Annotated in this window: 18 protein-coding genes and 2 pseudogenes; 10 read left to right on the forward strand and 10 right to left on the reverse strand. The window is 68.3% G+C overall.

The features are described from left to right. Positions 1-935 precede the first annotated feature (935 nt). The 6 genes from ACFY0P_RS39725 (at position 936) to ACFY0P_RS39750 (ending at position 7,196) form a co-directional block, all read left to right on the forward strand. Complete coding sequence (locus tag ACFY0P_RS39725; protein ID WP_388924949.1) at positions 936-1,865, forward strand: hypothetical protein; 930 nt, start codon at positions 936-938, stop codon at positions 1,863-1,865. Between the two features lie 16 nt (positions 1,866-1,881). Continuing rightward, positions 1,882-2,838: an NUDIX hydrolase gene (locus ACFY0P_RS39730; RefSeq protein WP_388924951.1), complete on the forward strand. Its 957-nt coding sequence runs from the start codon at positions 1,882-1,884 to the stop codon at positions 2,836-2,838. Between the two features lie 158 nt (positions 2,839-2,996). Further along, positions 2,997-3,467 (forward strand): hypothetical protein, encoded by a 471-nt coding sequence (locus tag ACFY0P_RS39735; RefSeq protein ID WP_388924954.1) that lies wholly within the window; start codon positions 2,997-2,999, stop codon positions 3,465-3,467. Positions 3,468-3,599: 132 nt separating this feature from the next. Beyond that, a complete protein-coding gene (locus ACFY0P_RS39740) occupies positions 3,600-4,373 on the forward strand; it encodes a transposase family protein (RefSeq protein ID WP_388924957.1) in 774 nt (257 codons plus the stop codon). Positions 4,374-4,828: 455 nt separating this feature from the next. Then, positions 4,829-5,332: a hypothetical protein gene (locus ACFY0P_RS39745; RefSeq protein WP_388602468.1), complete on the forward strand. Its 504-nt coding sequence runs from the start codon at positions 4,829-4,831 to the stop codon at positions 5,330-5,332. A 952-nt stretch (positions 5,333-6,284) separates the two neighbouring features. Further along, the gene (locus tag ACFY0P_RS39750) at positions 6,285-7,196 is read left to right on the forward strand and encodes a hypothetical protein (protein WP_388924960.1); all 912 of its coding nucleotides are present in this window, start codon (positions 6,285-6,287) and stop codon (positions 7,194-7,196) included. A gap of 300 nt (positions 7,197-7,496) precedes the next feature. Here ACFY0P_RS39750 and ACFY0P_RS39755 read toward each other — a convergent pair whose 3' ends face one another. The 3 genes from ACFY0P_RS39755 to ACFY0P_RS39765 form a co-directional block, all read right to left on the reverse strand. Beyond that, complete coding sequence (locus tag ACFY0P_RS39755) at positions 7,497-7,994, reverse strand: pentapeptide repeat-containing protein (RefSeq protein WP_388925396.1); 498 nt, start codon at positions 7,992-7,994, stop codon at positions 7,497-7,499. 100 nt (positions 7,995-8,094) lie between these two features. Beyond that, positions 8,095-8,565, reverse strand: a complete 471-nt coding sequence (locus ACFY0P_RS39760; protein WP_388924963.1) for a hypothetical protein — start codon at positions 8,563-8,565, stop codon at positions 8,095-8,097. 342 nt (positions 8,566-8,907) lie between these two features. Beyond that, the gene (locus ACFY0P_RS39765) at positions 8,908-9,306 is read right to left on the reverse strand and encodes a DUF6959 family protein (RefSeq protein WP_388924966.1); all 399 of its coding nucleotides are present in this window, start codon (positions 9,304-9,306) and stop codon (positions 8,908-8,910) included. A gap of 39 nt (positions 9,307-9,345) precedes the next feature. Here ACFY0P_RS39765 and ACFY0P_RS39770 point away from each other — a divergent pair, with 39 nt between their 5' ends. Both ACFY0P_RS39770 and ACFY0P_RS39775 read left to right on the forward strand, forming a co-directional pair. Next, a complete protein-coding gene (locus tag ACFY0P_RS39770; RefSeq protein WP_388924969.1) occupies positions 9,346-9,663 on the forward strand; it encodes a hypothetical protein in 318 nt (105 codons plus the stop codon). Positions 9,664-10,354: 691 nt separating this feature from the next. After that, the gene (locus ACFY0P_RS39775) at positions 10,355-10,657 is read left to right on the forward strand and encodes a hypothetical protein (RefSeq protein ID WP_388924972.1); all 303 of its coding nucleotides are present in this window, start codon (positions 10,355-10,357) and stop codon (positions 10,655-10,657) included. A gap of 20 nt (positions 10,658-10,677) precedes the next feature. On the opposite strand, the gene ACFY0P_RS39780 is transcribed toward ACFY0P_RS39775, so the two are convergent. The 6 genes and pseudogenes from ACFY0P_RS39780 to ACFY0P_RS39805 all read right to left on the reverse strand — a co-directional run bounded on the left by ACFY0P_RS39780 (position 10,678) and on the right by ACFY0P_RS39805 (position 15,884). Continuing rightward, positions 10,678-11,424, reverse strand: coding sequence for a TIGR03943 family putative permease subunit (locus tag ACFY0P_RS39780; RefSeq protein ID WP_388924975.1), 747 nt, complete (start codon positions 11,422-11,424; stop codon positions 10,678-10,680). Continuing rightward, entirely contained in the window at positions 11,421-12,452 is a 1,032-nt protein-coding gene (locus ACFY0P_RS39785) for a permease (protein ID WP_388924978.1), read from the reverse strand. Before ACFY0P_RS39785 ends, ACFY0P_RS39780 begins: the two co-directional genes overlap by 4 nt. Positions 12,453-12,585: 133 nt before the next feature. Beyond that, positions 12,586-13,023, reverse strand: a pseudogene (locus ACFY0P_RS39790) (cation transporter); the annotation flags it as partial. Beyond that, positions 12,998-13,165 (reverse strand): annotated as a pseudogene (locus ACFY0P_RS39795) (transcriptional regulator); the annotation flags it as partial. The pseudogenes ACFY0P_RS39795 and ACFY0P_RS39790, both read right to left, overlap by 26 nt. A 78-nt stretch (positions 13,166-13,243) precedes the next feature. After that, a complete protein-coding gene (locus ACFY0P_RS39800; RefSeq protein ID WP_388924981.1) occupies positions 13,244-13,828 on the reverse strand; it encodes a TerD family protein in 585 nt (194 codons plus the stop codon). Between the two features lie 226 nt (positions 13,829-14,054). Continuing rightward, positions 14,055-15,884, reverse strand: coding sequence for a hypothetical protein (locus ACFY0P_RS39805; RefSeq protein WP_388924984.1), 1,830 nt, complete (start codon positions 15,882-15,884; stop codon positions 14,055-14,057). 221 nt (positions 15,885-16,105) lie between these two features. Here ACFY0P_RS39805 and ACFY0P_RS39810 point away from each other — a divergent pair, with 221 nt between their 5' ends. Continuing rightward, entirely contained in the window at positions 16,106-17,401 is a 1,296-nt protein-coding gene (locus tag ACFY0P_RS39810) for a protein kinase (RefSeq protein WP_388925399.1), read from the forward strand. A gap of 218 nt (positions 17,402-17,619) precedes the next feature. On the opposite strand, the gene ACFY0P_RS39815 is transcribed toward ACFY0P_RS39810, so the two are convergent. Then, entirely contained in the window at positions 17,620-20,373 is a 2,754-nt protein-coding gene (locus ACFY0P_RS39815; RefSeq protein ID WP_388925402.1) for an NPCBM/NEW2 domain-containing protein, read from the reverse strand. A gap of 989 nt (positions 20,374-21,362) precedes the next feature. Here ACFY0P_RS39815 and ACFY0P_RS39820 point away from each other — a divergent pair. Beyond that, complete coding sequence (locus ACFY0P_RS39820; protein ID WP_388924987.1) at positions 21,363-21,569, forward strand: hypothetical protein; 207 nt, start codon at positions 21,363-21,365, stop codon at positions 21,567-21,569. Positions 21,570-21,701: the final 132 nt, after the last annotated feature.

A 21,701-nucleotide genomic window follows, 5' to 3' on the forward strand; every position in this document is an offset into this window, starting at 1 on the left:
CCGCTACGAACGCAAGGCCGACCACTTCCTGGCATTCACCGCCATCGCCTGCAGCCTCATCTGCTACCGCAGACTCGCCAAATGAGACTGCGTCTAAAGCGGTGTTCAGGATCGCGACGCACCACGCGTCAGTCTTCTCCGACTTGGAGCAAGGCCACCACAAACCCGTTGCCCGTGCCTGCGACCACTCCGTCGAAGGTGAACCGGGTTACCGGGTTCCACCCATGGCCCGCGTCCGATAGTTCGATGTTCGTCCACCACGTGGAGTCCCGTCCCAGCAGCTTCACCACTCGCTGTGCCGATCGATGGGCGTGCTCACGATCACGACGCAGCCGGCTGGCATCGGCGATGTCAGCCGGGTGGGTCGGTCCCCCAGAACCGTCGATCGCGAGGAACCGCTTCCTGGCACAGCACCGCTCCCGCACCACCACCGCACCAGATCGAGCGGGGAACAGCGGGGAATCACGGGGAAAGCAGTCGGGCCCGAGGAGGCCGCGCACCAGCCATACGCCCAGGTCAACGCCGGAGCCGCCCTACAATGCCCGCAGCTTCCCAAGCTGAGAGTCCGAGTTCGATTCTCGTCACCCGCTCCACTTCGAACCCCCAGGTCGAAGACCCGAGGGTTCCTATCTGGACCAGTGGACGAACAGGCGGTCGTGAGGGTGATGGCGGCGAATTCCACACCCGAGTCCGACGCAGGCGACGCCGACGCCGGCCAGCGGCGGTGCCCGCGGCCAATGCCGGAACGGTGCGGCGGTCCGGCTGGGGGGACGGCTCCGGCGGTCTGTACAGGCAAGCCTCGCCGCATCGGCGTCTTGGCCGTGTCACCGGCGCTCACGGTCTCTTGATGGACCACCCGCGGCTCCTGTTGAATCCACTGGATCCACGCGGGTGGAGCGGACCGGGTTGGCGGTCGAACGATCGGGGGATGTCCCATGGACGACACCGGGAGAAGTGACGGCCCGGCGGGCGTGAACACGAAGCTGTACCTCTCCTCACTCGGTCTGGCCGCCGCGCTGCTGGTCGTCATCAGGCTGTTCGCGTTGCCGCACCTGGGCGGGGCGACGAAGGTGAGTCTCAGCGACACGATCATCTCGATCGTCGACTCGCTCACCGGGGCCGCGGTGGCCTCCTTGTGCGTCTCCCTGCTCGTGGTGTTCTTCTACGGCCTGAAGCGGCAGGGACCGATGGAGGTTCAGGTCACCGCCCCTGGATCGATCTCCGCCGAGTTGGACAACGCAGCAGGTGCCACCAACTCCTGGGATTACCGGGGGCATACGGCTCGGTATTTCAGATCGGCGGTCCTGCCGACCCTTCTCCAGCGCGCCGAGAGACAGGGGCACTATCTCTCGGTGAACGTGCAGGTGCTCGATCCGGACAACGTCGAACTCATGGACTTCTTCGCCGAGTACCGGAGGAACGCGAACCCCGACCGGCGGGACTACTGGACCCGGCAGCGCGCGCAGGCGGAGATCGCCGCGACCATCATCAGGCTCCAGCTCCTTAGTTACCAGTTCTCCCGGCTCAACTGCCGGGTGTATCTGGCGTCCACCGTGTCACCGTTCACGATCGACCTGTCCGACACCTGCGTGATCGTGACCCGCGAGAAGGCCGGCACGGCCGCGTTGAAATACCCGGTCGGCTCGTCCTTCTACGACTCGACCAAAGAGGACATGCGGCTGAGCAACCGCCAGAGCACGGAGCTGCCTCTCCCTCGGTCCGCCACCGAGCTGGATCCTGGTTCCGTCGCGGAGGTCAGAGAAGTCCTCTCCCTGCTAGACATACTCCAAGGGGCGGACGACGAACTCCTGAGCCTGACGCTGGACGCGTACCGGAGGCCGGTGAACCCCTATGCCAACGCGTGAGGCGATCGGCTCGTGGATGACCCGTCAAGGGTGGCCGGACCTGCGGACGTTCCTGGACGAGTCGCCCTCCTACCTGCACCCCTACGGATTCCTTGTGTTCCGCCTGCCTTTGGACATGTTCCGGGAGTGGGGCATCCGCGTGCATCTGTGGCCGCCCGCCGGAGAACGGAGAACGGACTCCGACCCCTTCATCGTGCATAGCCACGGCTGGGACCTGCTGACACGTTCCGTCGTGGGCTGTGTTCGGCACGCGATGTACGAGGTGGATGACGGCGCGACGGCCGCCTGGTACGACTCGTTCACGGTCGAGAGCTCGCCCGGCGCCGGAGTCAGCGTTCTCTCGCCGGAAGGAAGGTCCACGAGTGTCCGCATGGTCTCGGAATGGGACGCCACACCACAGGAGAGCCCGCTCCACATTCCTTCCGGGAGGTTCCACACCACGACAAGCCCGCCTGAAGCCGTATGGGACTCCTGGTCCGTGACCCTGGTCGCCACCGAGCACGTGGCCGGCAACGACTCAAGGGTGCTCGGCCCCTCCAATGGCAGTGACGTGGTCAACGAACGAGCCGCGATCACGGATCCCGGTGTTCCGCTCTCCGCCGTCGACCACGCGTACGAGCAGCGGGCCAACGGATCCAACCGGTGGACGTCCTTCGTCTTCCTGATCGACTCGGGAAGGATCCTGCTCGCGCGGACTCGCCGCTATCCCGGGTACTGGCATCCCGTCGGGGGCCAGATGGAGGCCTGGGACGACACTCCCTTGGACACCGCTCGCCGCGAAGTGCAGGAAGAGCTGGGCATCGACCTCGACGCGAGGGAGATGATCTCGCTCGGGTGCCTCCCCAGGGACGAAGGGCCCGGGAAGATCCACGCATGGGTCTGCGTCGGACACTTTCCCGCGCGTCCCGACGTACAGGAGGAGGAGATCTACGAGGTCCGGTGGACGACGCTGAGTGAGATTGTTTCATCTTGAACTTGCAGGTCGGGCCGCTGGTGTGGGTGGAGATTGACACGCTCGTGCTGGTCTCGGACGTGATCATTAGCAGGTGATCGTCTGCCAGGGGCCGGTTCGCGGGTTCCGGGGTGGTCCGATCGAGGCGTCTCGTAGGGTCCGCAACGGGAGGGAGGCGCATGGTGGACGTGCTGACATGGACGATCGAGCGGCGGATGCGACTGACTGAGCGGGCCGAGCTGCTGCGCAAGGAGCTGGCGGAGATTGACGCCGAGTTGGGCCGGCTGGAGGCGGCCGAGGTGGTGTTCGGGCAGTGGGCCGAGGCGACCGACGGGGGACGTCGCCCGTCGGGCATCGTGGAGCCGGAGCCGGAGCCGGAGCGCGTCGCGGCTGGGCCGGGTGCGGGCGGGATGCGGTTGGTGCCGGACCGTGTCGAGGGGATGGGGCTGGAGGCCCTGACCTCGGAGTATCAGCGGATCATGGAGATCGTGGCCGGGGCGGACGGTCCGGTGATGGCCAAGGACGTCGCGATGGCGCTGGGCCGGGAACTCACCCCGGGCAAGGTCGAGCCGGTCCGCGGCCAGCTGCGCAAACTCGCCGACCGGGGCTGGCTGAAGCGGACCGGATCGGGGCGCTACCTGCCGCGCTGACCGACGGGGGAGGCAGCGGACCGGCCGGTTCCTGCCATAACGCGAGGGCCCCCGGCGGGAGTTGGTTCGCGTGTGAAGACTCACCGCCCCGCCGAGGGCACTCGCAATGCTGTCTACCAGGTTCGGCTTCCGGTGTCGAAGCGGACCGTCGAACTCGTCGCCGGCCTGATACGCGGGCGGCGCAAGCAGCTCGGCACCCGCTGGCGCAAGGTCACCCCGGGGACCCAGGCGATCGTCGTGCTCGCTGTGCTCCGTCACGACCAGCGTCTGGCCGACATGGCCGGCGGCAACAACGTCTCCGCCTCCACCGTGCGCCGGTGGGTCCTGGAAGTCCTCGGCCTGCTCGCTGCCCGCGCCCCGCGTCTGGACCGCGCACTGAAGAAGATCGCCCGTCGGGGCGGTGCGGTGGTCCTGCTGGACGGCACCCTCGTGCGCACCCGCCGCCGCACCGGAGGGGACAACCGCAAGAACTACAGCGGGAAACACAAGGCCCATGGCCTGCTCTTCCTCGCACTGACCGACGAGCAGGGAAACCTGATCTGGATCTCCTCCGCACGTCCTGGCCGGGCCAGCGAGATCACCGCCGCCCGCCACGACCACATCACCAGGCATTTACGCGAGGCCGGCCTCGGCGCCCTGGCCGACCTCGGCTTCGTCGGCCTCGACGACGACACCGACAACGCTCCGGTCATCATCACCGGCCGCAAAGCAACCCGCTCCCACCGCCTCACCAACGCCGAGAAGGAGACGAACCGGCTGGTCAGCCGTGAACGCGCCGCCGTCGAGCACGGCTTTGCGAACCTGAAGAACTGGCGCATTCTGACCAAGGTCCGCATGAACGTCCATCACGCCACCACGCTGCTACGGGCCCTGCTCGTACTGGCGAACTGCGAAGTCCAGCGGTGACAGACGATCACCCGACGGCGATCACTCCGCCTGCCAGCACGAGGACCGCATCACGGGCTCACGCCAGTACCGCGACCTGCGAGTTCAAGATGAAACAATCTCAGTGAGGCACTTCGGGCGGACTCACTGGCCGCGTCACAGGGCTTTCTCAACACCATCTCGGACCGGCGGCGCGAGTTCGGCCTGGAGATCTGACCCCGGTACCGGAGACGCCGCCGGGCCCACGGGAACGCCCCACGAACCTGGCGACAGCCACCGCTACTGCCCGTCGGCTATCCGGGAGTGACCCTGGCAGTCCCCTCGCACGTGCGGTGAGGTTGACAGGAGCCTTCGGTGCGAAGACTCGGGGCGTCTGACGGCCCCGTATAGCCGATATGGCATACGCGTTCGCCCACCGTCAGACGTATGGACAGCCTCAGACGACGCAGAGACCGGATGAGACGGAAGGCGAGTTGATGGCGGAGAAGGAAGCGGTGGCCCGCGTCGTGGCGCAGTTCGCTGACCATGTGCAGTGGGTGCAGGCGTGGCCGGACAAGCCGACCTGGCGTGACCGACTCCGCCGATGGGCATCCCCCGAGTCCTACCGCTTCGACCCATCCGCCACCCCGCCGAAACCCTGGGTCGATCGGCCCGCCGGGCACTATGAGCGGACAGGATGGCGCATCCGGGCGGCCTACTACCGATCCGACCTGGCTTTCGAGGTCGAGTACGTGGTCTGTGATCAGTGCAAGATCGGCTGGGTCGAATCGCCCTACACCTACGACGGCTACAAACGCTGCGGCCTGGCCTCGGCCGCTCTTCGGTCTCTGCGCAGCGCCTATCCCGGGCTCCAGTGGTACACGGGTGGTGGCCACTTTCGCGAGTCCGAGCCCTTCTGGGATTCCGTCAGCGTCGATGTTCCCGGGGGCTACACCCGGCGGGAAAGGTGTCATCACGTGGAACCGCGCCGAGCGCGGTGAACCCTCTCGGCACAAGCCACGGGGCGATCACCCACTCGTCTCCTGCCCCCGGCACTCTGACCCCGCTCCCCGCCCGTCGGTCCAGGGCGACTCCGCCACGTCCGCCGGGTCGATCTCCAGCCCAGCCCCGGCGAAGGAACTTAGGTCCACCTGGGCAGGGGGCGGGCAATCGCTCGGCCGCCACCGTCTCAGTTTCCGTCTCATTCACCACCGTTCGTTGACGTTCAGGCGAGACCACAGCCCCACTCCCTCACCCCGACCAGCCGTCCACGAACGGAGGTGAACGCCCCCGAACGACGCCCACCACCCCACCACAGTTGGAAAGCGTGCACCCTGCCATCGGCCGGGCCAGATGTGGTGCGCGGTCGGCGCTGGCAGGTCACTGCTTGGCCATCGACGAAGCCCAGCCGCCGGTTAGGTCCCGGACGAGTCTCCGGGCCGCCCCCAGACAGGCCAGGGATGCAACCATTCCTTTCGGAGCTGGAACCCCCGGAAGCCGACCGCGCGCTGGAGAACATAGCCGCCGGCACTGACAACGGACCCGACGGTGATCGACTGTCAGTTGTGGCCAGTTGTCCCCGCACCACAACCGCACCAGAACGAGGGGAATGACGGGGAACCACGGTGATAGCAGCCGAGCGCGCGAGGACCGCTCCCCGGCCGTTCGCGCAGGTCAGTGCCAGACCTGTTCCAAACGCTCGCAGCCTCCCAAGGCTGAGAGCTCTGTCGGCCGACGATGGTGCTTCAATCGCATTTGCTGACCCGCTGCGAGACGCCCAACCGGGCTTCCCAGCTCACTGTCCGGGTGGCAGGACGCGCACGCGAGGTGCCAAAAACCCGAGTGGGGAATGTCCCACCGGTGCCACAGTGGCAATCGGGGTGAAGTGACCAGCCCGATGAAGTCACTTCACGTTGCAGTTCTCGCCGACGCATTGCGCAAACTGGGGTGATCGTGACAAGTTCCGAGAGTTCCGCCTGGCAGCCCTTGTCGCGCCGTCACATCTCGACGCGGGATGAGGCTCTGTTCGAAGGCGTCCCGGATCATCTGGTCCGCCCGCTAGGCGTTTGGATCACTGCCTACCTGGACGGCCGTCCAGAGCTCACCGAACGGGTTGCTCTACAGCTAAGGGTTACTCTCGACGCCCCGAATCCCGAGCAGCTTGTCGAGGCCGTGTCCATCAGTGATCCCTCAACACTCCTCGATGTTGTCGACGTGGCGCTGCACCTCGACAAGCGGCTGTGGTGGGACCTTGATGTCGCAGGGCCTGAAGCCAAGATGGAAGCTGGCCTGGCTGATTGGATCCCGGCCTTTGGCTGGCCGGAGGGGAGCAGGGCGGCAGCGGTTGAGGGACTCGACGAGATGCTGACGGACGCTGGTTCAGCCTTTGAGGTCGATTGGCGTCAGCGACGCTTGCAGCGCCGAGTCAACGCCACGGTGACCACCGCAGCCGCAGAGGCCATGGGCATGGATAGCGGAGGGCATCTTCAGGCGTCATGGGCCGCCACGTACGGCCGACACCCCGATCCGGCTAAGGCTTACGACGAGGCGATCCGAGCCGTTGAGGCAGCGGCCATCCCAGTCGTGCTGCCAAACGGGACGAAAGAGACCCTCGGCAAAGTTCTTGCGCACCTCACGCAAGCCACCGACAAATGGGAACTGGCAATCGGAGGGCAGAATCGCGGTGCAATTGGCCCTCTGACTGAGATGATCAGGCTGCTTTGGCAAGGCCATGTTGCCCGGCACGCCGGCGGCCCCACCTTCCGCCTGCAGCATCAAGATGAAGCGCAGATGGCGGTCCACCTCGCTGCAACATTGGTGCACTGGTTTACCACCGGTGCGGTCCGGAAGCGCAGGTCAGTGTGAACGCGAAGCCTCGTGCAGCCAGTCGTTCGTGGACGAACAGGCCGTGCCGCCGACCGGGTAAGGCTCGCTTTCCGGGGCCGTCCCTGGGCCGTCCAAGGTCCCTCAACAGTGGCCAAAGACGACCAACGACGACCACCAGGCGCACGAGCCCACCGTCCCTGAACAGGGAAAACTCAGCTCACCAAGATGCCCGACAAGACCCAGGGCAAGAAGACACATTTGACGAGCCCATTGAGACTCCGCCGCCCTCGAATGTCGACTGCCGCTCACTGGCATAGAGGCTCGCTGCTTCGGCAACCGCTACCAGACGTCATCTTCCACCACCCACATAGGATCATCAGGGGTATCCGTGCGCGCCTGGGAAGGTGACATGGCGACCTGGACATCCGCTGGCGCGCTATGCACCATTCTGGCGCCCCGCATATCCACGCTCGTCATGACGGCCCCACGTAGATTAATCCCGCTGATGCAGGCCCCTCTCATGTCTGCGCTGACAAGAACGGCGGCTTCGAAGTTCGCGTCCCTGAGGTCCGCCAGCCGCAGGTCGGCACTCGTGAGATTGGCCCCAGTCAAATTCGCCCCCCTAAGATCCGCCATTCGCAGATCCGCACTTTCCATGTTTGCCCCCTTCAGATTCGCCCGTCGAAGATCTGCCTGTTGCAGCGTTGCACTCGTCAGATCCGCTCCCTCGAAGTTCGCGGGGGGGACGTCCATATCCTTGTGCTCGAGCGGTCTAACCCGTTCAGCCTTAACGTCCCTAACAGCCCCAAAGGCAGGAGACTGACGCGCCAGGGCCATCTGTACTTGATGGATCAAGGTGTTTCCTACGGCCGTTGGACCAGGCACCGTGTGTTCCGGGCGGGCCAGCGCCACTCGTAGGTGGTGAAGGAAGGACTGGCTACCCACTGAGTCCTCCTTGTACTTCACTCTTCTGCGGTGGTACAGGGAGTTGGGCCTGCTGAGCTTGCGACTGAGCCGTGTCGGGAGCAAGCTCTTCCGACTGCGGTGGTACGGGTAGTTGAGTCTGCTGAGCTGGCCAAGAAGCCGCGTCCGGAGCAGGCTCAACCAACGAGTGCCCGAGCCCCCGCCGCGCCAACTGTTCGATGATCTTCGGCGCAGCAATCCCGGCCGCCAGACCTCCGATCGGTCCCGCAATCTGTCCGGAGGACGCAAGTGCCGCTGCCAGCCCAGCGCCGACCCCCAGCCGGATGACGATCGATAGCAAGTACGGGCCGAACGGCACCTCTCCCTCGAACTTCCAGGGGTAGCCCTTGATACGGCGAATTGCACCGTACAGATCGAGCGCCTCGATAAAGGTCGCGCCCGTTAACCCCCAGAGCAGCCCCTGCCACCACAGCATGCCGGTCACCGCGCTGCCTCCAATGGTCACCCCAGGATGGCTTGGTAGGCGCTGGCGATGCTTCAGCCATCACGCAGCTCACCTTAGCGATCTGGTTCGAGCCTCTGAGACAACTTCGATCGATTCCCCTCTGCCTGGAGAGAGGCGGGAGCGGAACTGACCGACCCCGTGCGCTCGCTCTGCCCCAACAGTCCGTCACGCACCACAGGCGCACCAGATGAGGTGGGGAACAGCGGGGAATCACGGTGAAAGCGACTCCGCCCGACGAGGCCACGAACCGTCCGTTGGCCCAGGTGAGTACCCGAACCGCCCTCGAATGATCTCAGCTTCCCAAGCTGATGGCCCGACAGCTCAGTAGGGTCGCGGAATATCGTGCTCGGTCAACGCAGCCTCGTACCGCGTCAGCAGAGCGTCCAGGTTCGCAAGAAGAAGGCCGGCCGACTCCCGCGCTTCATCCAGGTCGCCTCGCTCGCACGCCTCCAGCACCTCGGCGACGTCGCCGCGGAGGATGTGAAGGAAGTCGCCCTGTACCAGGACCCCGGGAAACCGTCTGCCGGGCATGCGCACCACGGCGTTGTTGCCACCGTCGGTGAACAGTTCGGCCTCAATGCGCTCCATCGGGCCATCCAACCTGACATCACCAGCTGCATCAACGACGTGCGGGCCGTGCCGGGGCACCAGCACACGCACCCCGGACGCATAAGAGCCGACCAGGGTACTCCGGGGCGTCGGCCCCTTGACCGTGATCACCCGTGGGAGGAGGATCCTCCTCCTGATAAGGGAGTTGTGATGCTGCGGTTCATGGACTGGTCCATAGTCGCGATGGGGTGCGCACTGGTCCTCATGAGTCTCGGCGGCCAGTCGTGGGAGCGGACCAGGGTTCGGAAGGGAAAGAGTCCCGATCAGGACATGCGTTTCTATTGGGCATGGTTCCCTCTCCTCGTTGGCCTGGGGTTGATCAGCGCCAAGGTGCCGAGCCTGCTGCTCGCGCCCCACCCCATCGTCATGATCATGGACACTCTCGACGGCGCGCTCTGGGTCACGGCGGTGATCTTGGCCCTCCGGGCGGGGCATCGAGTCTCCCGTGCGCGGAGTCCCCGCACCTGATTGACGGCAGCGCTGACGCAACGAGCGCGAAGCGTGAGTGTTTAACTGCGTGACAACGCCGACGCACACCGGCGGACTAGCGCGGACGCGTACGGACCTTCGGCGCAGGCGAAGAGCACACCAACCCAGGGCAGAGCGCCAGCCCAAGGTGCTTCGGGACGAAGAGGTCGTGGGTTCAAATCCCGCCACCCCGACGCTGAAGTACCAGGTCAGGGGCCTGATCCAGTTGATGGATCGGGCCCCTGAGTGGTTCCTGGAGATCGCTTGGGAGAACTCCGGGAGAAGATCTTGGTCGGCTTCTCCCAGGAGCAGTCTCCAGTGCCGCAGGAAGAGCGGTGCCCGTGCGCCCTCGGACCTGCGTGTTCGCGAATCCAGGGCCCGTGGCCGACCAGGAGCGTTCGTGCGGGCCACGCCAACGGTCGTCAGGAACACCGCACATGGCAGGTCACCGCTCGACGCCTCCCCACGACCACGCCCGTGCGCTCGCCCAGCGGGTACGGGCGTTACGGGAGGACCGCGGGCGCTGTGTGCCATCAGAAGAGACCAGCAGGCGCATGGGATTTCCCTCGGCGTCTTCCGGCCTCGTGAAGTCGGCTTTCGGCTGACGGCCGCGGAGCCGTGGTCCGAGTCCAAGGCTGCGCCGGCCGACCAACTCGTCCTTTTCGAGCAGGACCTGGCTCCGCTGGAGTGGGTGCCGCTGGACTTCCGGTACCGCTTCCGTTGCTCGGACGAGGACTGTCCCACGCACGACATGGGCCTGAAGGACCGGGAGGCCGGCGCGTCGTACCGCAAGTTCCTGCGCAAGTACGGCGATCACGCGGTGCGCGACAAGCTGCGGGAGCGCTGGTACGACTCGGTCTTCGCCCCCGACCGCGCCGTCCACTTCTTCGTCGGCAACATCGCGGCTCACCCCCGGACCTTCATGCTGCTGGGCCTGTTCTATCCGAAGGCGAACGTCGTGCAGTACGTACAGGACAGCTTGTTCGGTGAGTGACGTGGTGCCCATGAGGGTCGCTAGGAAGGTGTGAGCGGCAGGTCGTCCGTAAAGGCGTTGACCGGTTGAGCGACCTGCTCGGTGCGCCTCACGTCGAGGGCTGCTGTTGCGGACTTCGTACCGAGTCTGCCCTGGGGATGCCACGTTCCGGTGACGGCCACCCAGGTGTTCGCGGGGAGGGCGTCGGTGCCGTACATCCGGACCTTGACCGACTGGGCGTCCGCCGCGCAGCAGGTGAAGATGATCCGGGTCAGGTACCAGCCGCCGCCCTGGCCGGCCGGGGTGACGAAGCCGGTCATCCGGACCGTACGGCCCTTCATGCCCAGCTTGCGGTCCTGCTGGACCCGGGCGGTGAATTCGCTGAGCGTCATGGGCAGGGGCGAGGTCCCAGCGGGCAGCGGGTCGAACTCCTTCTGCTTCTTCACCACCTTGTCCGTGGCACGCGAGGCCGAGTAGGCGCCGAGGGCGGGTGGGGCGTAGAGGAGGAGGCTGAGCGCGGGGAGGAACAGCAGCCAGGCGATGCGTGGGGCGGTGGAGTGGTCGTGGCCGTGCGCGTTCTCGTGGACATGGCCGTGATCGTGGTCGCGATCGTTCCGGTCCAGGGCCGCGCCCGCCAGGGCGAGCAGCAGCAGGAGTACGCCGGACGCGATCAGCAGCGGGCGCAGGCCCTCTTTGACGTAGCGCAGGTAGAGGTCGGTGAAGAGGGCGGCGTGCAGCAGACCCAGGCCGGTCAGGGCCAGCAGGACGACTTGGACCGGGCGCTTCACAGCAGTGCGCCTCCGATCAGGACGCTGGTGGCCACGGCCACGACCGTGGTCGCGGTGGAGAAGCGGAGTGCGAACGCCCGGCCGAAGGTGCCGGCCTGGAGGGCGATCAGTTTCAGGTCGACCATCGGGCCGACCACCAGGAAGGCCAGCCGGGCGATGGGCGAGAAGCCGGTGAGGGAGGCGGCGACGAAGGCGTCGGCCTCCGAGCAGACCGCGAGCAGCACGGCGAGCGCCGTCAGGAAGAGGACGGACAGCCAGGGTGAGCCGGAGAAGGTGTCGAGGACGGAACGGGGCACGGTCACGTTGAAGGTGGCCGCCGCCATCGCACCGAGCACCAGGAAGCCACCCGCGTGCAGGAAGTCGTGCTGGAAGCCACGGCGGAACTCCGTCCAGCGTTGGTGACCGGGCTGGTGGCCGGTGTGGCGGACGGTGGGCCGCAGCCACTCGTCCCGCCCCAGCCAGAGCCATAGCCAGCCCATGGCTGCCGCGGTGGTGAGCGAGGCGAGCAGGCGGCCCACGACCATGGCTGGGCTACCGGGAAAGGCGACCGCCGTGGCGGTGAGCACGACGGGGTTGATCGCGGGTGCCGAGAGGAGGAAGGCGAAGGCCGCGGCCGGGGTGACGCCGCGGCGGATCAGGCTGTTCGCGACGGGGACCGAGGCGCATTCGCAGCCCGGCAGGACGACGCCGGCGGCACCGGCGACCGGGACGGCGAGCGCGGGGCGTCTGGGCAGGATCTTGGTGAACAGGTTGGCCGGTACGAAGGCGTTGATCGCGCCGGACAGGACCGTGCCGAGCAGGAGGAACGGCAGCGCCTGGACGGTGATGGCCAGACAGACGGTGCGCCAGGCCGAGACGGCGGGACCGTTCAGCCACTGAGTGCCGGTGAACACGAGGGCGGACGCCAGTCCGGCGGCCGTGACAACGCCGACGATCCACGGCCACGGGACGGCACGTGGGCCGGGCAGCGGGGCGGGCGCGGTCGCCACTCCGCCCCCCACATCAAGCATTTCATCCGCTTTTGGCATTTTTACTCCGGATGTCGGATGTCGTGGCCGAAGATAAGCCAGGAAGGCGCCCCGCACGGCGCCCACACGCCGCCGCAGATGAATGATGAAATCCAAATAAACCGTCTCTTTAGGGATCAGTCCTCCGGACGGCGAACGACATGACGGCCAGGGAGAGGGCGGCCAGCAGGATGCCCGGCAGGGAGCGGGTGGCCTCGCCGGTACCGGTCAGGGCCCGTACGGCATCGACGGCGACGTAAGCCGCGAGCACGAAGAACGACAGCGCGATGCTCCGCAGCGCGGTCCTCTCCCGGGCGTCGCGCACCGCGTGATCGCGGGCGGAGAACTGCCAGGCGACAGCGGCGGCGGACGAGACCTCGATGACGGAGTCGAGGCCGAAGCCCACCAGCGCGGTGGACGAAGCCGTGGTCCCGGCCGTGAGGGCGACAGCCGCCTCGACGGCGTTGTAGGTGATGGTCGCGGCGACCAACAGCCGTATCCGCTTGGCAAGGACGCCACGCCTGGCCGGGCCGGGGCCGAGAGACAGGGAGTCACCGCGCTCATGGTCAGCAGCACCCCTTCTCGTCGGCATCGGCACACGTCCGGTCGCCCTCGACGGCGACCACGGCGGTGCGCAGTTCGTCGGGCGCGTGAGCGAGGTGTTCGTCGGCGAGTTCGTAGCGGGTGCGGCGGCCATCGGGGACGGTGACGAGCAGGCCGCAGTCGCGCAGGCAGTTCGTTACGGGCCATGGACAGCACCCCTCGTCGACTCCGCCGTGACACAACTCGGGTACCGGGCCTCAGTGGCGTGCCTACTTGCTGACGGCGAAACGCATCAGAGCGTGTTCGTCCCCCTGCTTGATCTTTCCCGTCACGTTGATCACCTCGAGCTTCCAACCGGCACCGACCCGCTGCGCCTTGGCCACGGCGCATCCGTTGTCCTGGGTGAGCAGGCTCGGCCAGATGTCGGCGACCTGCTGGGAACTGCCGCCCGTCGCGTCGTAGACCTTGAAGCTGATGTTGCGCGCCTTCTGGAAGGAACTGCCCTTCTTGTACGCGGCGGCCACGAACACTATCGACGTGATGTTGGGCGGGATCCGGGCGAACTCGACGGTCACCGTCTCGTCGTCGCCGTCCCCGCGCCCGGTCTGGTTGTCGCCGCTGTGGACCAACGAGCCGTTGCCCATGGGGTCGAGTGAGTCGAGACCCGCCAGGCGCACCGGGTCACCGCCCTGCATGGCGATGGCGATCAGATCGAGGTCGGTGCCGCTCTGGCGGCGCAGCCTGCCCAGCACCCCGCCACTGCTGCCGGCGGTGGGATCCCACGAGACCCCGATGGCCAGGTGCGTCACCCCGTCCAGGTCCGCCGGGCCGTCTTCCTTGGTGAGCGTGATCACGTGTGGCTCATTCCTTCGCGTCAAAGGGACTTCAACACGCAAAGTGTGCCCGGCCCCTTCGTGGTTCCACGTGACGGGTCCACGAGACGCCTCAACACCGGTAAGAAGGGACAGAGGGAAGGCCGACGGCCCGGCCACCCGCTCGTCTCCCCGCCCCGGGGCACCCGCGATCAGTCCAGTAGAGGGAAGCTCCGCGCTCTCGCCGTCCTGGCGGATCTCCCCTCAGTCACACCCACATTGCCGCGAGTGCGGTGAGGCCGAGCAGCAGAAACAGGACGGGAGCCAGCGGTCGGCCGTGGTCGGCCGGTCGGCTGGGCTCGACGGGCCGCAGTTCCGGGTGGTTGCGCAGCGCAGTGACCTCGTCGGCCATGCGGAGGTACGACGGCCGTATACGGAGCCGCCGCTCTCCGGCCGGCCAGCCGAGCACGGTCAGCTGCCGGATGGTCCCGTCCGACAGCCGGATCTCGATGTTCCCTTCATCCGTGTACTCGACCGATCGCAGCCGCTCCCACGACACGTGCCGCACTTTCCAGGCTCTGGCCAGCCACAGACCTGTGCTGTCGGCGGTGACTCTCCAGTTGAGCAGCGTCGCTGCCGGACCGGTCAGCGACAGCAGGCCGAGCAGAGGGACGAGGGACCAACTGAACCCCTCCGTCAGCAGCAACCTGACGAAGAACCAGACGCCGGCCCCGGCACCTACCGTGAACACCAGACCGAGGGCCCGGGCCGCCGCACCCGGTCCCCAGCGCATCGGCAGCCCGGTGGGGACGATGGTCTCGGCAACGCTGTCCGCACGGTCCATACGGTCCTGGAGCCGAGACTCCGCCCGGTCGGACGATGCACTCCTGATCGCAGCGTCCTTCGGTACCGGGTCCTCGTCCGGCTGTGGCAGACGGACCGGCGCGACCGTTCGTATCACCAGCGGATTCGCGTCCTCGTCCGTCGTGACGAAGACCAGCTCGCCCCCTTCGTACGGGGCGCCGAACATCACCGCTTCCCGCAGTCGCGCGTCCTCGACGAGGAACTCCTCGTCTTCGACCACCTCACCGTCCACTCCGTAGGGCGGAACCGAGCCGGCAAGCACCGGCACGCAGTAGCACTCCAGCAACGGGGTACGGCCCGACGTGTCGTCGGCCGCATAGACCCAGGTTCCGACATCACGGACCGAGCGCTCCAGGACACGCAGGACCGGCACCGGTGAGCGACGCAGCGCCCCGGCACGTCGACGGGCCAGAGCACCGGCGGTGAGCAGCGAAAGGCCCGGCAGTGCGGCGGCCAGGGTCAGCACCTGCCAGCCGAAGGCGTCGTACGGCTCGGCGGCGAGCCGTCGCCAGGTTCCGTCCTCCAGGACGGTCACCGTGCTGCCGGTGCCGTAATCCTCCGGGTAGACCGAGCTGATGGTGATGTGGCGGGCGTCGGCCGTGCGAAGACGTAGGGATTCGTCCCCGTGGCCGACTACACGACCGGTGACACGTACGGCACGGGCCGCGTGGTCTTCGTCCTCGTGGATGCCGCGGAGCCCCAGGGCTGTGAACCCCGCGGCTGCGGCGCCCAGGATCAGCGCGGCAACGAGGGGAACCGTCCCTCGTACCAGCGGACCGACGGGTTCCGGCAGGCGGTGCCGCCCGCCCGAGCTCCGCTCGGCGAGTCGCCGCTGCTCGCGCCGCACGGCCAGCCGTGCCCGAGCTGCGGCCCAGCCGAATGCCAGGGCCGCGATGACAGCGATGTTCGCGACCCGGGACACCCAGCCGGCGCCCGGCAACTCCACCCACGCCACGACGGCTGCGAGGACAGGCGCGGCGACAAGGACCAGTTCCGGCAGTTTGGCCAGCCAGAACAACAGGCCGAGGGCCAGACCCATCTGGATCATGCCCTCCCAGTCCGGGCCACAAGGGGCCACCGCACTGCACGGAGGCTCCGGCTCCACCGCGATCGCCCACACCACGGTCCCGATCAGAGCCGGCACCGACCACTTCGGACGCGCCCAGGACCCGGTCCGGAGCCTCGCCCACCGCTCGGCGTCGGCGGACAGCCAGGCAGGCACACCTGCGGGCACGGATCCCGAAGGTATCGGGACAGGGGTCTCGGACACGCGAGGATTATGCGGCAGGCGCACGTCACTCCGGTCGGCCCGGCTGCGGATTCCCGATCGCGGTCGGCCGCCGTCGGCCCGCCGGTAGGGTGGGGAAGCTGCGGCATCCCACCAACACCCGTTCTCCCAAGGGGACATGACCGTCAGCGGTCATGTCGTCTCACTGTGTAAGGATGAAGCAACAGGTGCTGATAGCGGGCCGGTACCGGCTGGAGACCGTCATCGGGCGAGGCGCGATGGGGGAGGTCTGGCAGGCGCACGACGAGATGCTCGGCAGACCGGTGGCGGTCAAGCTCCTGCTCGCCCAGAACACCGATCCCACCGCCGCCGCCCGCTTCCGCCTGGAGGCCCAGACCGCGGGCCGGCTCCGGCACCCGCACGTGGTCGGCGTCGTCGACTTCGGTGAGCAGGAGGGCCGTCTGTTCCTGGTGATGGAGCTGGTCCAGGGCGACAGTCTGCACCGCGTGCTCGCCCAGGCGGGATCCCTGCCGGCCGACGAGGTCGCCCGCATCGCCGCCCAGGCGGCCGCCGGGCTCGCCGTTGCCCACGAACAGGGCATCGTGCACCGGGACATCAAACCCGGCAACCTTCTGCTCGACGCCGCCGGATCCGTGAAGATCGGCGACTTCGGCATCGCCCGCTTCATGGACGACCCGGGCGGCGGGCTCACCGCGACCGGTCAGATCGTCGGGACCAGCCTGTACATCGCCCCCGAGCGCGCCCTCGGCCAGCCCGCCGGACCGCCGTCCGACGTCTACTCGCTGGGCTGCGTGCTCTACCAACTCCTCACCGGACAGGCGCCGTTCAACGCCAAAAGCGCCATCGCCGTCCTCCACCACCACCTCGACACGCCCCCCGTGCCCCCGCGAGAGCTGGGCGTCAGGCTGCCGCCCGCCTTCGAGAACTACCTGCTCGGTCTCCTCGCCAAGCGGCCCGAGGACCGCCCCACCGCGCGCCAGACGGCCGCATGGTTCGCCGCGGGCTCCTGGAGAGGGCGCCCCGAGCCCCTCCCGGCCGCCGCACCGCGCCCCGAGCCGGAGCCGTACGCGGCCACCTCGGGGGTACCCGCGGGGACACGGTCCGCAACGAACGTGCCATCCGGCTCCGTGACCACGTACGCGTTCCCGTCCGCCGTCGCCGCTACCGCTCCGGCCCACCGGACGCGGCAGCGTCGGCGTTCGGGAGGCCGGGCCTCCGGGAGCGTACGGCGATCGAGGACGGTGGGTGCCGTCGCCGCGGTGGTGATCTTCCTCGGGGCGCTGCTGCTCGGCATCGCGTGGTTCTCCCCCGACCACAGCTCGGCCGACACACCACCGACGGATCAGCCGCACAGCACGAGCCCGGCGCCGGCCTCCCCCTCGGCCCTGAACCCGCCGCCGACCGATGGCGCGGAGCCCCGGATCAGCAGGGGCGACGGCTCGGGCAAACTACCGGACGCCCCGAAGGGGAAGAACAAGCGCAGCGATGACGACAAGCACTGAACCCGCGTCACAGCACTCACCGAAAACCGGAGAGCTACCACGACTACGTGGACGTGCGCTGAGCAGCCGTCTCTGACCACCACCGCGAAGGGCGCGCCGGGGACCTCCGGAGCGCCCTTCGCGGTGGTGGCCGCTCAGCCACGTGCCGCATGGTCGCGGCGTGCCGAGCGGGCGGCGGCGTGAGGGCCGTCGCCCGCTCGGAGGTGTGCTGACCCGCCCTACCCCGCGCAGACGAGCCGGGCGTCGGCCCAGTCCGCGTGGTCGTGGGCGTTGCCGTCGCCGCCGTCCGAGACCACGAGGTGCAGCTGCTGGGCGCCGGACACGTCGAGGTCCAAGGGCAGGGGCTGTGAAGTGCCGGTGAGGACGGGGGTCGTGGTCAGCGTCCGGCCGTCCGCGGTCACGGAGAAGGTGACCGAGCCGTTCGGGGCGACCTCGTCGTCGATGCCGGCGGTGGCGGTGAACCGGCTGCAGTTGCCGCCGAGGAAGAACGCCACGTCACTGTCGGCGTGGGCACCGAGACCCTTGTCGTGGACGGTGCCGCGGATCGTGATCGCCTGTCCGTCGCCTGCCGCCTGCTCGCCGTTGGAGGTGTCCCGTTCCACCGGGCCCCAGCCGTTGCTGCTGGAGACGAACGACAGGTCGCTCAGGTAGGGGCTTCCGGTGGGCGGCGGGATCGGTACCTCCGTCTTCGTGGTGCCGTACGTCCAGTGCTTCACACCGCCGCGCGTGTAGTCGGCGAGTGGGGAGAAGGTGGCGGACACCGGGGTGTCGGCGGCCGTGGGGGCGGTGACGGTCCAGCTCGCCGTGACCGAGTGGCCCGGTGCGACCTTCGAGAAGGTGGTCGGTGTGGTGGCGGTGACCGTCCAGCCGGCCGGGGCACCGGGTTGCAGGGTGAGGTGGGTGGCCGCGTCCGCCGATGCCGGGACGGCGAAGGTGGCCTTGAGGGTGGCCGACTCGCCCCGGTGGATGGTCGACGGCAGGTCCGCGGCGAGTGTGGCCGCGGGCTCGGCCGGGTGCCGTACGGGGGTGACGCTGAGGTTGTCGAACTCGTCGGTCCGGTAGCCGGCCACGCCGATGCCGACCTGCCCGGAGGCGTACGAGGAGTCGTCCACCGCGCCGACCGGTCTGCCGTCGACGCTCGCCGTGATCGTGGTGCCGCTGAAGCTCAGGCCGAGCCTGTGCCAGCGGTGGGTGCCGAGCGCCTTGGTGGTGCCGCTCGCGAGCGTGGTCAGCCGGCCGCCGGTGTCGCTCTTGACCACCGACCAGGTGCCGGTGTCGCCGACCCGCAGGAAGTAGCCCGCCTGGTGGGACTGCGGCCGCTGCTGTTCGCCGGCCCGGCCGAGGAGTTCGGCCGTGCCGGGCTGTTCCAGGTAGACGTCCGAGCCGACCGTGTAGTTCTTCCAGTCGGTGTCCCCGAGGAGGGCGAACGCGTCGCTGTCGTCCTGCCACTCGATGGGCTGCTGCGCGGCCATCTGCCGGACGCACCGGCCCTTGCGGCCCGCGCACCGCACGGTCTCGAAGGCACCCTGCATGTCGGAGAGGTACTTCGCCTCCCGCCCCGGGGTGCGCTGCTCGAAGGAGTCGCGGTAGGGGAGCGCGAGGTGGCCCTGCGGTGGGCTGACGGCGCTGCCCCTGCCCTGGCCGGTGGTGGTGGTCAGGGAGTACACGTAGCCGGGCTGGAGGGTGACGGAGAAGTGCCCGTCCTCGGGGGTCACCTCACCGGTGTGCACGAAACCGCCGGAGGTGCTGCCGGACTTGAGGTCGGTGGCCCAGATGTGCACCGTGCCGGTCGGGAGTCCACCGGTCACGGTGAAGTCGGCGGTCTGGGCGCTGCTCGCGGTGGAGGTCTCCAGGATGGTGCTGTACGCCGAGCCGTCCGGCGACTTCAGCGTGACGTAGCTGCCGTTCGTCCGGTTCCCGTCGAGGTAGCCGCTCGCCTTGTCGACGAACTTCCACCCCGGTTGCGTGACCTGGGTGACCTGCGCCGTCGTCCACAGGCTGGTGCCGATGTCGTACGCCCCGGACCACGGCTGGTTCGCCACCGCGAGGCCGACCGTGTCGTAGGGCAGGTTGGGGTAGATCGCCGCCAGCAGCGGCCAGTTGAGGTAGGCGGTGAACCTGCCGTCGAGGTAACCGCGGGTGATGGAGCGGATCAGGGCACCGGCACCGGTGTTCTCGTCCAGGGAGCCGTTCTCGCTGGCCCACAGGGGCTTGCCGCTGTTCTGGGCGTTGGCCGAGCTGTAGCAGCTGTTCGCCGTGCCGCCGTCGCCGCCCTCGCAGGGGTAGTGGGCGCCGACGACGTCGACGGACTTGGCGAAGTCCGGGTCGGAGACGATGTCGTCCGCGACGTCCAGGCCCGAGTCGGCGGCGACGATCTTTGTCGGGAGATGCTTGGCGGCGAGCGCCGCGTGCAGCTTCTCGTACCAGGCGATGTCGTAGCCGCGCTCGTTCCAGCCGCCCAGGTAGTCGATGTCGAGACCGTGCTGCCGGGCACAGCCCAGCCAGGCGGTCAGGTAGTCGATCATGTCCTGGGACCAGAAGTGGCCGCCGCCCGCGGAGTTGTCGGTGTTGCCGATCCAGCCGGGGGCGCCCCAGGCGAGGCCGTAGAGCTCGATGTTCGGGTTGCGCTTCTTGGCCTGCTCCATCAGCCACCACTCGTAGCCGCTGTCGCAGTGCACGGTCCCTCGGGTGTGCTCGATGCTGGGCTCGGACCCGTCGGTGGAGTTGGTGTCGCCGCCGATCTCCACCTTGAGCAGCTGCAGGGAGGCGCCGTAGCCCGGCTTGAAGAGGTAGTCGAGGATCTGGCTGCGCTGCGGCTCGGGGTAGTTGATGAGCAGCCGTGAGTTGCCCCCGCCGCCGCTGATGGCGCCGATGCCGTCGAAGGTGCGCCCGGTGCCGGAGCCGTCCACCGTGATGTCGGTCCTGCCCGGGACGGGTGCCTCACCGACGAAGTCGATCCGGTCGACGGTCACCGCGGTCCCGCTGGAGGCCTCGTTCTTCCGGCCGGTCGACGTGAGCGTGAAGGTGTGCGGGCCGTCGGGCAGCGTGGGGCTGGTCCACAGGGCGACGTCGCCGGTACGGGTGGCGCTGTAGAGGTCCACGTCGACGGGGGTGCCGCCGTCGACGGACACGGCGGCGATGCCATGGCCCGGGTCGGTGACCGCGCGGAAGGTGAGCTGTGTGCCGGTGAAGGCGAAGTCGACCGAGTCGCCGGTGTGCTCGGTCCAGCTGTTGGTGCCCTCGTAGGGATGGGCGGGCGCGCCTTCGCCGCTCGCATGACCCCAGCCGGAGCCTTGGTAGTCGAACTGGTCCCGACCGCTGCCCTGGACGGAGTCGTCCACGGTGACGGTGGTGGCGGTGGTGTCGGTGACCTCGGCGCCCGCACTGTCCGCCCCGGCCGTTGCCGTGGCGGACAGCAACAGTGCGAGTGCGGTGAGGAGCACGCCACCCAGTCTGGGCGCATGGCTCCGCACGGATTTGGACATACGTTCTCCCGGTGGGTCAGGGCGGCGGAAGGAACAGATCCGCGCACAGTGCTACAGGAACCCACCCAGCCGGACAACGTTCCGGACAGGATTCACCAGAAGATTGCACAGCATGCGTCCCCTCAGGACTTGTCCCGCCGACGCCCTCGGGGATGCGGCGGCGGCCCCTTCCGGTCCACCTCTTCAGCCACGCCCGTACCGGAGTGCAGACGAGCCGCGTCATCGCCTGCGCACCGGCAGTCACCGCACGGGCGCGGCGTCGTGCGCAGCCTCCGCCGGCGTCCGGCCACCCGTCGCCCCCGAGGGCACGTTTCCCCAGGTCACCACCGCTTTTGACACGGGGCCGGTTGCGGACGCTGCGACCCGGCACCCGACGGCGCTGTCACCCGAATGGCGCAACCTGACGCGCCACCCACATGGGTGAAGATCAAACTGGCTAGTGCCCCGACCGAGGCAACCCGTGAAAGGGGAACCACATGCGCCCTCGACGAATCCTCGCCGCCGTCATCGCCACGGCAGCCCTCGCCGGAGTCGGCCTCACAGGCGCCGCCACCGCCACCGCACAGGGTGCCCCCTCCTACGTCACCCCTTCTCAGTGCAAGCAGGGCGGCGGAACGCCCGCGATCAATGAGGCGGGCAACTACTGCAAGGGCGGCACGTACAACGGGGAGCAGGTCGACTAGGCCGGCCGAACCCCACAAGGCGCCCCACGGCCGTGTGCCGCGGGGCGCTGCCGCGGGGGCGTGGCCGGGAGAGCCACGGGGACTGTGCCGACGCGTCGGGCACGCCAGGTCCGAGTCGGCCCGGAAGCACGC

Origin of the sequence: Streptomyces sp. NPDC001714, assembly GCF_042892755.1 — a bacterium.
Taxonomy (GTDB): Bacteria; Actinomycetota; Actinomycetes; order Streptomycetales; family Streptomycetaceae; genus Streptomyces.

Excerpts from the sequence above, each read along its gene's own strand:
- ACFY0P_RS39755 (WP_388925396.1), bottom strand. The coding sequence starts at position 7,994 with ATGGCCCTGGCGCGTCAGTCTCCTGCCTTTGGGGCTGTTAGGGACGTT.
- ACFY0P_RS39735 (WP_388924954.1), top strand. The coding sequence starts at position 2,997 with ATGGTGGACGTGCTGACATGGACGATCGAGCGGCGGATGCGACTGACT.
- ACFY0P_RS39725 (WP_388924949.1), top strand. The coding sequence starts at position 936 with ATGGACGACACCGGGAGAAGTGACGGCCCGGCGGGCGTGAACACGAAG.
- ACFY0P_RS39745 (WP_388602468.1), top strand. The coding sequence starts at position 4,829 with ATGGCGGAGAAGGAAGCGGTGGCCCGCGTCGTGGCGCAGTTCGCTGAC.
- ACFY0P_RS39820 (WP_388924987.1), top strand. The coding sequence starts at position 21,363 with ATGCGCCCTCGACGAATCCTCGCCGCCGTCATCGCCACGGCAGCCCTC.
- ACFY0P_RS39730 (WP_388924951.1), top strand. The coding sequence starts at position 1,882 with ATGACCCGTCAAGGGTGGCCGGACCTGCGGACGTTCCTGGACGAGTCG.
- ACFY0P_RS39785 (WP_388924978.1), bottom strand. The coding sequence starts at position 12,452 with ATGCCAAAAGCGGATGAAATGCTTGATGTGGGGGGCGGAGTGGCGACC.
- ACFY0P_RS39770 (WP_388924969.1), top strand. The coding sequence starts at position 9,346 with ATGCTGCGGTTCATGGACTGGTCCATAGTCGCGATGGGGTGCGCACTG.